At 64.3% G+C, this 11,666-nt stretch carries 12 protein-coding genes and 1 tRNA gene; 5 read left to right on the forward strand and 8 right to left on the reverse strand.

Annotated features, from left to right (window positions below; all coding sequences use genetic code 11):
- Position 1 precedes the first annotated feature (1 nt).
- Entirely contained in the window at positions 2-937 is a 936-nt protein-coding gene (locus tag DYE23_RS13990) for a sulfite exporter TauE/SafE family protein (RefSeq protein WP_115327440.1), read from the forward strand.
- Here DYE23_RS13990 and DYE23_RS13995 read toward each other — a convergent pair.
- Complete coding sequence (locus tag DYE23_RS13995; RefSeq protein ID WP_115327441.1) at positions 917-2,434, reverse strand: cryptochrome/photolyase family protein; 1,518 nt, start codon at positions 2,432-2,434, stop codon at positions 917-919. The two genes, DYE23_RS13990 and DYE23_RS13995, sit on opposite strands and share 21 nt — an antisense overlap.
- 69 nt (positions 2,435-2,503) lie before the next feature.
- On the opposite strand from DYE23_RS13995, the gene DYE23_RS14000 reads away from it, so the two are divergent.
- A tRNA-Pro gene (locus DYE23_RS14000) sits at positions 2,504-2,577 on the forward strand.
- A gap of 179 nt (positions 2,578-2,756) precedes the next feature.
- On the forward strand, positions 2,757-3,740 hold the full coding sequence (locus DYE23_RS14005; protein ID WP_083612342.1) for an abortive infection family protein: 984 nt from the start codon (positions 2,757-2,759) through the stop codon (positions 3,738-3,740).
- Positions 3,741-3,764: 24 nt separating this feature from the next.
- Here DYE23_RS14005 and DYE23_RS14010 read toward each other — a convergent pair whose 3' ends face one another.
- From DYE23_RS14010 to DYE23_RS14035, 6 genes are all read right to left on the reverse strand, one after another.
- Positions 3,765-4,574, reverse strand: a complete 810-nt coding sequence (locus DYE23_RS14010) for a tyrosine-type recombinase/integrase (protein WP_235660390.1) — start codon at positions 4,572-4,574, stop codon at positions 3,765-3,767.
- Positions 4,571-4,993 carry a hypothetical protein gene (locus tag DYE23_RS31400; protein ID WP_235660391.1) on the reverse strand — a complete coding sequence of 141 codons (423 nt, stop codon included), beginning with the start codon at positions 4,991-4,993 and terminating at the stop codon, positions 4,571-4,573. The genes DYE23_RS14010 and DYE23_RS31400 overlap by 4 nt, the downstream gene beginning before the upstream one ends.
- The gene (locus DYE23_RS14015) at positions 4,993-5,199 is read right to left on the reverse strand and encodes a helix-turn-helix transcriptional regulator (RefSeq protein WP_073696401.1); all 207 of its coding nucleotides are present in this window, start codon (positions 5,197-5,199) and stop codon (positions 4,993-4,995) included. Before DYE23_RS14015 ends, DYE23_RS31400 begins: the two co-directional genes overlap by 1 nt.
- Before the next feature lie 7 nt (positions 5,200-5,206).
- The gene (locus DYE23_RS14020) at positions 5,207-6,499 is read right to left on the reverse strand and encodes a replication initiator (RefSeq protein ID WP_308207175.1); all 1,293 of its coding nucleotides are present in this window, start codon (positions 6,497-6,499) and stop codon (positions 5,207-5,209) included.
- 74 nt (positions 6,500-6,573) lie between these two features.
- Positions 6,574-7,977 (reverse strand): FtsK/SpoIIIE domain-containing protein, encoded by a 1,404-nt coding sequence (locus DYE23_RS14030; protein ID WP_073696403.1) that lies wholly within the window; start codon positions 7,975-7,977, stop codon positions 6,574-6,576.
- Between the two features lie 75 nt (positions 7,978-8,052).
- Positions 8,053-8,436: an SCO3933 family regulatory protein gene (locus tag DYE23_RS14035; protein WP_073696404.1), complete on the reverse strand. Its 384-nt coding sequence runs from the start codon at positions 8,434-8,436 to the stop codon at positions 8,053-8,055.
- Between the two features lie 161 nt (positions 8,437-8,597).
- On the opposite strand from DYE23_RS14035, the gene DYE23_RS14040 reads away from it, so the two are divergent.
- Entirely contained in the window at positions 8,598-9,800 is a 1,203-nt protein-coding gene (locus DYE23_RS14040) for an NsdA family TPR-like regulatory protein (protein WP_073696405.1), read from the forward strand.
- A 29-nt stretch (positions 9,801-9,829) separates the two neighbouring features.
- Positions 9,830-10,537 carry a creatininase family protein gene (locus DYE23_RS14045; protein ID WP_073696406.1) on the forward strand — a complete coding sequence of 236 codons (708 nt, stop codon included), beginning with the start codon at positions 9,830-9,832 and terminating at the stop codon, positions 10,535-10,537.
- A 197-nt stretch (positions 10,538-10,734) separates the two neighbouring features.
- Here DYE23_RS14045 and DYE23_RS14050 read toward each other — a convergent pair whose 3' ends face one another.
- Entirely contained in the window at positions 10,735-11,613 is an 879-nt protein-coding gene (locus tag DYE23_RS14050; RefSeq protein ID WP_115327443.1) for a DUF4062 domain-containing protein, read from the reverse strand.
- Between the last annotated feature and the right edge of the window lie 53 nt (positions 11,614-11,666).

Here is an 11,666-nt window from a genome sequence, read left to right on the forward strand (position 1 = left end):
CATGCGTTCGCTTCTCATCTTCACCCTTGTCGGTGCAGGCGCCCAGCTCGTCGACGGCGCCCTGGGGATGGCCTTCGGCGTCACGGCCACCACCCTGCTGGTGCTCTCGGGCGTCGGCGCGGCCCAGGCCAGTGCGGCGGTGCATCTCGCCGAGGTCGGGACCACCTTCGCGTCCGGGCTCTCGCACTGGAAGTTCAAGAACATCGACTGGGCGTTGGTGCTCAAGCTGGGCGGGCCGGGTGCGGTCGGCGCGTTCCTCGGCGCGACGGTGCTCTCGTCGCTGTCGACCGAGCACGCCACCCCGCTGATGGCGGGCATCCTCGTGGCCATCGGCACCTATGTGCTGTTGCGGTTCTCGTTGCGCACCCCGCTGACCTTCGGGGCCAGGGGAGCCAGCCACAGCACGAAGTTCCTTGCGCCCCTGGGGTTGTTCGGTGGCTTCATCGACGCCTCGGGCGGCGGTGGCTGGGGGCCCGTCACCACCAGCACGCTGCTGTCGCAGGGCAAGACGGCGCCGCGGACCGTGATCGGGTCTGTCAGCGCGTCGGAGTTCCTGGTGGCGGTGTCGGCGTCGCTGGGCTTCCTGATCGGCCTGCGCCAGGAGTTCCTGGAGAACTGGCCGGTGGTCGTCGGTCTCATGGTCGGCGGCGTGATCGCCGCTCCGTTCGCGGCCTGGTTGGTCAGCCGGATCAGCCCCGCGCTGCTGGGCACCGCGGTCGGCGGCGTGATCGTGCTGACGAACAGCCAGAAGCTGGTGCACTTCTTCGACATCCAGTGGCCGTGGTCGACCGCGATCTACACGCTGATCGTCGTCGCGTGGGTATCGCTGGTGGTGTACGCGTGGCGGGTGTCGCGGGCACCGAGATTCGCGCCGGAAGGCGCCGACATGGCGCCCGGTGCGACGCCGGACGCGGCGTCAGAAACCATCACGCGCTGACTCCTGTTCCAGCACCGCCTCGAGGTCGCCGAGCCGCTCCATCGACGACACCGCCCGTCGCGTCCGCATGTTCTTCGCGAGCCGGTCGCGGTGGCGGTGGGTGAATGCCCAGTAGCCGGCCGTGAAGGGGCACGCGTCCTCACCGAGGCGCTTCTTCGGGTCGTAGGGGCAGTCGCCACAGTGATCGCTCATCTTGTTGATGTAGGCGCCGCCGGAGGTGTACGGCTTGGTGGCCAGCAGTCCGCCGTCGGCGTGCTGGCTCATGCCGACGACGTTGGTGGGCATCACCCAGCGGAAGCCGTCGACGTAGGCGGTCGCGAACCATTCGGTGAGTTCGTCCGGCCGGTAACCGCGCTGCAGCGCGTGGCTGCCGAGGATCATCAGGCGCTGGATGTGGTGGGTCCAGCCGCGGTCGCGGACACCTTTGAGCGCGTGGTGCAGGCATTGCGCGGTGACGGCGTCGGCGTCGAGGTCGGCCCACCAGTCCGGTAGCGGCGTACGGGCGTTCAGTTCGTTCTTCTGCGTGTAGTCCGGTCCGAAATGCCAGTAGAGATGCCACATGTACTCGCGCCAGCCGAGGATCTGCCGGATGAAGCCCTCGACCGCCGCCAGGGGTGCCTGCTTGTCGCGGTAGGCCCGTTCCGCAGCCTCGACGGCGTCCAGCGGGTGCAGGACGCCGAGGTTGAGCGGCACCGACAGCAGTGAGTGCGACATGGCCCAGTCCTGGCCCATCATCGCGTCCTCGTAGCGGCCGAAGTGGGGGAGACGGTGCTCGACGAACCGGGAGAGTGCGCGCTTGGCCTCGGCGGGCGTGACGGCGAACAGGCGGGGCCCGTCGACGCCGACGGTATCGAGGTTCATCGCGTCGAGATCCTCTCGGACCCGGGCGTCGATGTCGTCCTCGCGAGGTTTGTAGGGAGCCGGCACGTCGAGCGTCGTCTGCTTCTTCGGCGGGGGTTCCCGGTTGTCCTCGTCGTAGTTCCACCGGTTGCCGACGGGCTCGTTGCCGTCCATCAGGACGTCGAAGCGGCGCCGTTGGTCGCGGTAGAAGTCCTCCATCCGAAAACGGGTTCGTTTTCCCGCCCAGTCCTGAAAATCTTTGCGCGGTAGCGCGAATGTGGGGGTCGGCAGGATGTCGGCGACCAGGCCCCGTTCCTTGAGTCGGTGGACGAACCTCTCGGCGGCGTGCGAGGTGGGTTCGTGGACGAGGACGGGCCGCTTGAAGGTCTCCAGGGCGTCGGTGTAGGTATCGGCGCGGAGCAGGGTCGCGCGGTCACTGAGATCGTGGGCGGCGTGGCGCAGCGCGGACAGAACCAGGTGCAGTTTCTGGCGGTGGTAGCGCCGTTTGCGCAACGCGGCGGTTGCTTCGACCAAGAGGACCTCACGGTGGGCGTGCTCGCCACCGTGGACGGCCGGACCGAGCTGGTCGGCGAACAACCACAGGGGAGTGTCGTCGGTGCTCACGTCGTCGGGATGCCCGGTGGCGGGGGTGACCATGCGGTTGGGATTCCGGTGTCACGCTGATGTAAGCTTTCGACCGCCTACCGGCGATCCCGGGAGGCACCGCGGGCTGTGGCGCAGCTTGGTAGCGCACTTGACTGGGGGTCAAGTGGTCGCAGGTTCAAATCCTGTCAGCCCGACAGAGAGAAGTAGGCTTGACCTGCCCTTTAGCCGGAGGAGGCCAGGTGGGTGCCGGGGGTATTGGGACCACCTTGGGACCAGATTGGCCGACCCTCGGTGGGTGCGCTGGTACCTTGGCCACCACTCGTCCGGTTTGTAATCGGCATTCGCTATCGCGGCGGGGACACTAGGGGACGGTATGTCAGACGACCTGGCACTCGACCGTCCGCTGGGTATCGACGGGCAGGCGTGGGCCGCGATCGTTGGTCACCGCGGTCGCTTGGCCGAAGCTAGGCCTGGTGCCGACAGGTCACTAATTCTTGGGCGCGCTAAGGAACTTGCCGAATCTGTCGCAAGAGTCGTGATCACTGAGCGCGGGGAAGTGGCTCCAGCTTCAACAGATTTTCCGGCACTCATCGATTCCGCTCATGCGGTGCTCAAGCGCCAGCCGGGAGCGCATCTCAGCAACGATCCTGACCTACGCAACCTCGTTCAGAACGCGATGAAGATCGTCAAGAGCGTCGGTGTCATCCGCAACACCTTCGGCTCCGGTCACGGCCGCGCTCGCGAGCCTGTGGTCGAGCAGGAGATGGTCGATGTCGTTGTTCCAGCGACGATGCTGTGGGTGCGCTGGGCTCTGCGCCGACTGGCGCCACTGATCCTCGGCCAACCCGCAACTTTGATCAGTGACCTGCTCGACGGTGCGGTCTTCTACAAAGGAAACCTTGCAGAGCGACTACGGGCTGCCAACATCGCCGGCCTCGACGCGGCGATCCAACAGAAGCTCGGGAATGCGGTAGGTATTCGTGCAATGCGCGATACCGTGCTCGTCCAGGTCGAGGGCGTTCAAGCATGTGCGAATTCTGATTCGCTCGACGACTGGCCGGCGCACTACCGGCGCGGTGTGGTGGACGGCCTACTGTTCGACGAGAACGGCAACGCGCGACCTACACGGTGGGCCTTCGAGCGCGTGCCTGGCGTTCTCGGCCCGATCGAGGACCAGGCCGTCGAGCTGGACAGGCTGTGTCGGCTTCTTGGCAACGAGCATTTCGAAACTGGCGATTACCCAACGGACTATGAGCTGTGGTCCTTCGCTAAGGGACTTAGCGAACGGTTTGGGCTGTCCGCTCGCTCGCATTGGTCAAACATCGTTTCGCTCTTTGATCCGGGCGCGCCATTCTGACCCGGTATTACATCGGGGAGCGGTCTAGATTGCCCGCAGCTTGCGCCCAGCGGTCGACGACAGATGGCGCGTGAGCAACTCACCGGCATCAGCGACGGATTGCCGATCGGGATGTAGGTAGCGCTGGGTGGTGGTGATGCAGCCGTGGCCGGCGATCTTGCGCAGGCTGTGCAGTGGGACGCCAGCATCGGCCATCCAGGTAAGGCCCGTGTGTCGAAGGCCGTGCCGTTTAAGCTGGTCGTAGCCCAGCTTGGTGACCACCTCATCCCATGAGGTCGCGTCACGCAGGGTGGCAGTGGTAATGCGGCCGCCCCGCGGGCCGGTGAAGAGCCGGGCATCCGGCTCGCCGTTGGCGACTTCGATCCGCCGCCGGACCAGATCGCGGATCGACTCGATCAGCGGCACCTGGCGTGCCCGTCGGCCTTTGGTGTTCTTGTCGACCAGCCCGCCACCAGAGGCGCTCGTACCGCAATCTTGGAGTTCACCGGGAGACGGCGTGGTCTGACGACACACGGTCCAGACCCAGTTGTCAGTGTCGATGTCGCGCACCAGACAGCCGGAAACTTCACCGATGCGCGCGGCGGTGCAGGCCTCGAAGATCACGGCGTCGCCCCAGCCTTGGTACTTGTCGGCGGAGTTCGCAACCAATGCGTCAGCGAGGCTCACGAGAGCGGACCAGTCCGGTAGTGCCAGGGCACGCGGGTCGTCGAGCTCATCCTCGGCGAGCTTGTACTCGCGCTGCCATCCGCTGATGCGCGCCGGGTTCCGATCGATGATGCCGTCACGGTGGGCCTGCTCCATGACCCGCACCAGCACGGCGAGACTGTTCTTCACGGTCGACCGACTGCAGTCGTCGGCGATCCACGCGTGGACGGCCCGATCGACCGCTCCGTTGGTGATCTGGCGAGAGGCAGATGGCCAAGCGACGGGACGACTCGCTTGCGCCACCCGGCGAGGTAAGGATCGGTGGTTTTGCTTTCGAGGCCACGCAGCGCCAGCTTCATGTTGCCTGTGCCATAGTCGGAAAGTGTCGTGGTTGCCGCGTTCGGATCGATGCCGCGGCCGGCGGACTGACGCATCCGAGCGATCCACTCCTCGGCGGCTTCGCGCGCGGCGAACGTCTCGGATTTGGAGACTCGCTTTTGGGCCGCCGGATCGACCCACCGGACACGTGCGCGGTACACTCCGCCGGAGCGCGGTTCGATATCGGCCGATAACGAAATGCCCAGTGGCAGGGTAACTTTGTCGGCCACTACGCCACCTCGCTTGGATCGAAGCGCCGACTGGCGAGCCACTTCTCAACGTCGTCCGAGTTGTACATGAACACCCGACCAGATATTTGAACGAATGCCGGGCCCTGCGGCGGTCGCGCGGTTCGCCAACGTCGGATGGTCGACGCGTCGACGTGAAGGAGTTCGGCAAGCTCGTTGCTACTGTACCAACGCCCATCCACAAGCATCGTTGGTTCACGCCCCTTCCTTCAATGCGCTGCGCCCGGCGAGCCGTTGCTCACGAGCGCGAGTAGAAGCCGAAACGACCAGCAGGCGGTCACCGACGTTGTCGTAGCCCGAGCGGTCGAACTCCCACATCAGCGGCTGGACGGTGGTGCCCTCCGATCCCGAGTCGGCCTGCTCGCGGCGCCAGGCAGCGCGCTGGTCACGCAGCGCCTTCATGGTCGTCGAAAACTGTCGGGACTTGCTCGTCACGTGCCCTCGGAAGCCGAGGGTGTGCAGCCAGAGGACCATTTCCTGATATCGCTCTTCGCGGGCGACGGAAGCGATCGTATGGAGTATGCGGCGCACATGGTCCGTCACATCGATTTGATCGATTCCTTCCTCGCTCAGACGCCGGGCATCAAGGCCAAGATCTGTCACGGACTTGGTGACGTACTTGGCCAGATAACCGGCAACGCGGCGGTTGTGGATATCGGTGTCAGTGCCGGCCATACCGGCCCCGCTGATGCACTTGATATCCAATTGCTCGCCGAAGCGCAGAACGGCCTCGTTGCCGATCGCGAGCTTGGTGTCGAACGCCGCCCGCCGCACCAACTCGACGAACGCGCCCATCTCCAGATTGGCGTCCGGAGGAGAAAGCGCTTCTCCCGGAGGCGACGCCGCATCCAGTCGGATGACGGCGTGGAAGTGAGGAACGCCCCTTCGTTGTAGCTCAACAACTTTGACGAAGGACGGCCGTGTACCCATCGGATCGACTCCGCGGGTTCTCAGTTCTTGGGCGAGGAATCGACGGAGACGAATCGTAAATCGACGCCAGAGTTCGGGAGCGTGCCAGGCGAACAGAACGTGACCCACGTAGTCATAGCAATCTATGCATATCGGCTGGCCCACGGCGGGGTCCTCAGCGTGATGAGCGCAGTCGCATCGGACGATTCGTCCATGACCGCACTGTGTCGCCTGCCGACCGCCGGGATGGCACTGCCCGTTGTGTCGGATTGTGTGGACAGCGCCGAAACTCGGCGCGGTGAGCGTGACGAACAACTGGGGGTGGTCGGCCACGGTGTTGGGAATACCGTGATGGCCGCCGTCGAGGCCGGCGTGGATCAGCTGCCAGATGTCGCGGGCATACAGATCAGAGCATGACGGGCACGCCAACGCGCGACGGTTGTTACACCTCGTAAGTACGTGATGCTGTCGGCCGAACTCGTCGGAGGCCTCCAGGCGAATTGGGCTCGCGCAGAACCCGGACCTCTCTGCGGTATCCCACCAGGTGTCGAAACCAGGAGACGAAGCCCGCCGCACCATCTGTGCCAGAAGCGCGGTTCCGTCGACGTCGGCCTGTGCCCCTGGCAGCGTGGGGATGTCCGCAGCGAACCTATTCACCGTGCTGACTTTCCAGGGCAGGGACTGAAATGCTCAGCAAGATAGTCGATATCGTCGTCAGTGACATGGAAAGCGCGCACCCTTAGCGGTTCGGCGCGCCCGTCCTGACAGACATACGCCACACCAGGAGTCGCCGTCGATATCTCATCGCAGAGCGCTCCAGCGTCACGGGCAGCGGCGCCCAGGACCATCGTTGTCTGCGTGGTCTCGGTCATCCGCATCCCGACCCGAACGGAGAACAACTGCCGGATCGGTAACACGTCCTTCGAGGGGTCTTGCACTGCCGCGACCACGGAAACACCAACCGCGCGACCCTGAGAGAGCAACAACCCGAGGAGTTGCTCGACTTCGGAACGAACTTTGCGATCGCTGATATAGGCAGTCAGCGAGGCGATCTCATCCACCACGACCACGAGGAGGGGCGCAGAGGTTGACGGGGTGTGCAAGCGGGTGTGCCCGCGAAGGCGCTGCGCCCGGTGCTGCATGACCTGGGCCGCCGCCCGCAGCAACGCGAGTGTGCGTTCGCCGTTGTCGTAGGCGAATCCGGCGAACAGTCGCTGTCCACGACCAAACTCCATGCCTCCCTTGGGATCGACGACCAAGATCCGGACGGTCCCGGCCCGTATTCCTGGGGCGAGGCCGGAGATGAGCGACCAAAGAACTGATCCTTTACCCGCGCCGGTGGCGCCAGCGACCATAATATGGTGGCCCAAGACCGGTATACGCCAAGGCTTTCCGGACTCGATGATGCCGATATCGATGTTCGTGAGGTCAGCACGGGATTCACGGATCGGCCGTCGCAGCCGGATGGAGACGGCCAAAGCATCGCCGTGATGCACGGTGATGTTGACCTCGCCGGGTTTGTGAGAACGAACTGTCACCCGCTCGGCCCGGAAGGCTTCGGCGAGCGCGAGCGTCTTTTTCTGCCAGTCGGCCGCCGACTGCCCGACAAGAATCTGAACGACAACGACGTCACGGGTCGCACCAATCGATACCGACCGAAGCGTCGGCACTAGCGTGCGATTGGCCATTGAGGCCGTCAGACCATGCAACGTGCAGATGGTCTCCCAGCGGTGTCGATAGATCCACCAGGTCCGCCATCGCGACCGCATCCTGGCGGTAATCCATTCGTCGAACGACTCGGGTGAGAGGCATGCCCACGCCGCCAGAGTTGTCCCCGATGCGACGGCGACGAGCAATCCAAGGATCGGCGCGTACTGAATTCCAACCCAGAGGCTCACGAGCAAGGGCAGGCTGATCATCGGAAACAGCACCGACCACCAAATGAGGACACCGAGTCCCTTCGCCACACCCGTGAGGATCAGCGTGATGGTCTCGTCCCACTCGGACTCAGTGCTGCCTGACGCTTTCGGCTTACGGGCGTTCGAGGAATCAAACATTGCATTCTCCTTCGAGAATCGGGGACTGCATCACCGCTTGACCGCGGTCGATGACGCAGTCCCCGACCAACTCGCTCAGGCGGCCGTCTTGCCGGGACCGGCCGGCGTTCCTGATGGGGGCGCCGATCTCGGCGGGGCGACCACCCCAGATAGCGGTGCACCGGAAGCGCGGATGGCGTCTGCCCGGTAGGCGACACCGCTGCGCCCGTCTTGGTTCCAAGGGGACGCGATGAGGCCGTCAACCTGAACGGGCTGGGCAACGCTCACTCCGGGGTCACCGGCGACGGTGACGGCGATGACCTCGGCACCCGAAACATCGAGCGCCATCAGCTGCACCTGCCACAGCGGCTGGCCGGTCTCGCGGTCGATCCGGGGTTGCCCCGTGTCGAATGCCACGCGCTGCTCCGGTGCCCGCGTGCAGACGAACGACACCCCGGTTGTATCAATCTTCAGTTTCATCGGATTTGCTCCTGACCTGTTATTTGTTGTGGCGATCGCCACTAGGCCAGAACACCAGCGGGCTGCCGATCGGTGTAAGGGAGCTGCAGGGAGACGGGGGGAGACCGAAACCGCGCGCAAAGGTGCAGCTAGCTGTCCGGTTGATCAGGCAAAATCGGAATGTGGCCGACGCCGCAGCTTCACGACCAGCAAGCGCACAGCGACTTCGTGCTGCGCGCGCTGATTGGGGCTGGAGTCAGAACGACCTGACCGCTGAAGTTGCGCGGGTTCGGGCAAAGCAGCGGCTGGAACCCATCGACCCTGATTCGCTTCGGCGGCAGATCGTCGAGTTCGAACGGGGGCGTCAGCCAGGCCCACTGTGGAGGGGGCTCTTGGCCGAAGCGCTTCAGGAGGATGAGGACCGGCTATTCGGTTTGGCCGTCGACACGAATCTTCCGCGTCCGCTGCTGGTTCAAACTGAGTTCGACAGCGACGTGCTCGCCGTCATCTTGGAACAGCGTGCGGCGCACATCAGGGCTGAACACCTGTTCGGACCCGCATACGCCCGAGAACTGGTGGACCGTGACTTGACCACGATTGAGGAACTGATCCGCACTGCTCCGCCAGCCATACGCCCCGAGATGCGTCGGGCCGCGGGGCGCATCGCTGAGCTTGGTGGCTGGATTGCCCAGGACAGCGGTGATGGGCTGAAAGCCCTGGAGCTGACGACACGAGCAGAGGATCACCTCCGGTCTGCGGACCCCTCGTTGCAGGCGACCATCCTCATGCGCCGCTCCAACATCGTGCTGCACTCCGATCCAGGTCTTGCGCTCGAACTGGCAGACGCCGCGGCGCGACTCATCAGCGGGATCTCCGTAGGGCGGCTCGCGGCAAGCATCGCGCGCCAGCAAGCGCTGGCAGCTGCTGCCGATCGCGACCGGCGGGCCTTTGCCCGGCTATCTGCGCACGCAATCCACGTCGCACAGATCGAGCCGATTGCCGACGATCATGCGATTTATGCCTCGCCTGCCTACGTTGCCGGCGAGATCGCCTCGGGGTTGATGATGTTCGGCGATGCGGCGAATGCGTTGGAATTTCTCCGCGAACACCATCGGAGCTGGCCTAGCGGCCAGCATCGCGATTTCGCCGTGGCCTCGGCTCGGTTGCTGCGAGCGACGATCATGCTCGGGGACTACCACAGCGCGGTCGAACAGCTTCCGCGGACGGTCAGCGCGTACTTGTCGGCACCGTCAGACCGGACACGGCGCGAACTACGCCAGTGCCGCAAGCTAATTCGTGACCGATCCAGAGCGGCAACGACTCTGCCTCTGCAAACGCTGCGCAGAAAAATCGAGGATACTTTGCGAGGAGACCTAACCCCGTGACTCACAACCAAGGAGAGTTCGGTTTGGACATGCCGACGACGACAACTGAGGACAGCAGGACGAAGGCCCCAGTGGCGCTGCTTCCGATCGGATCATTCGAGCAGCATGGCCCCTACCTTCCCCTTGTCACCGACACACTGATTGCGACAGCCATCGCCGATTCGATCAGCAGCCAGCACAGCGTTTTTCAGCTTCCCGTGTTGGCCTTCGGGTGTTCGCATGAGCACGCGGACTTTTCGGGGACGGTGAGCATCGCCGCGACGACGTTGAACAGTATCGTCTTCGACCTGATCGACGCACTCAACAGTCAGGGAACCCGCGGCCTCGTCATTGTCAACGCACACGGCGGCAACTATGTGCTGGCGAATGCGGTCCAAGAGGCCAACACCAAAGTCGGGATCCGGGTCGGGTTGTTTCCGAGTCGCGAAGACTGGACAGAAGCGCGAGAAGCCGCCGGTATCACCAGCACGAATCATGACGACATGCACGCCGGCGAACTCGAAACGTCAATCCTGCTCGCCACGCATCCCGGCCAGGTCCTCGACGGATGGCAGACCGCCGATCACAGCGCGCCCGACCGTCGGCACCTAGCCACCCTCGGCATGAGCGCGTACACCGATAGCGGCGTGATCGGCTACCCCTCTCTAGCCAGTGCGGAGAAGGGGCAAGCGGTCCTCGACCATCTCGGCAAAGCAGCTGGCGACCTGATCACGGTGCTTTCCGAGCCGCGAACCTGACGTCAACGCCGTGACGGCTCCCGTCCGCTGGCGCTCCCGTCCGCCGCCACGGACCGAGCTTTCGTGGCTAACAGGAGACCGGTTCCGAACGTCGGCTGACAACAGTGGTGAGAATTTTCTTTACTGGGATCAAGACGGAGGTGGTGACGGCCATTCGGGACGGTGGCACCGACAAGCGGCACGGAGCTCGGCCTACATCACAATGGTCTGGACCTGCGAGTGTGGGCCGTCGTCGTCCTCCCATTCGACCCGGAGTTCAACGCGATCCAGCACGCCAGACATGACCGACAACGCGAATTCGACATGTCCCCCGCGACCAGCGAATTGATCGGGGCATCGAACGCTCCGTGGACCAGCGGAATGCTGTTGCGGTCTTCGGCAGGGTGATCCCACGCCAACTTGACGTTCCGGGCGTCACCTTCGCCCTTGTTCTCCAGGATGAGGTAAGTGCGCCGATCAACCTTCGGATTGCCCCGTGAGTCAAACCGCTGGCTTTCCCGGCGCTCGACGCGGGCAACCGGACGTGCCCGCTGCGAGGTGGCAACGGGCTCGGTCACCTGCGGAAGGTTGAGTTGGTCCCGTACCGTGGAGAGAAGGTCGCGGCGGGCGTGTTGGACCAGTTCCTCGACCCCCGAGTACTCCCGGTAGATACCCCAGGACTTCGCACGCTCCTTGAACTTCTGGACCTGCTCGAACTGCTCATTGTCGATCGACCCGGGGATTACGGGTGTGTTGGAGAAGTACAGCAGCGCTGGCTTGCCCGCCGCTACGAATCGTTCCAACTCGTGGACGCTTGCAGGGGTCGCGCCCTCGAGTAGCTGTCCGATCCGCGTCCAGAAAATGCCAATGGCGATGTCAGAGGAGTCGACGATCTGTTCATCCAGGATGTCCTGCGGCGCCGCGCCCAATCGAGGCGTGCTGTTCTTCTCCCACGTGCGTGGCAGCAGCACGACCTTGTTGGCCGGGGTGTGCTCGTCGTTGAACTCCCAGATTGCCTCACGGAGGGCTGTGCGTTCGGCAGCAACATCGGAGGGCGACGCGATCAGCACATGGACGACATGGGCGGGGTAGACCATGCCAACAGTCTGATACCTGGGTCCGACAACAATGTGCTCGGACGGTGCGTGTC

This window comes from Mycolicibacterium gilvum, from assembly GCF_900454025.1.
GTDB lineage: Bacteria > Actinomycetota > Actinomycetes > Mycobacteriales > Mycobacteriaceae > Mycobacterium > Mycobacterium gilvum.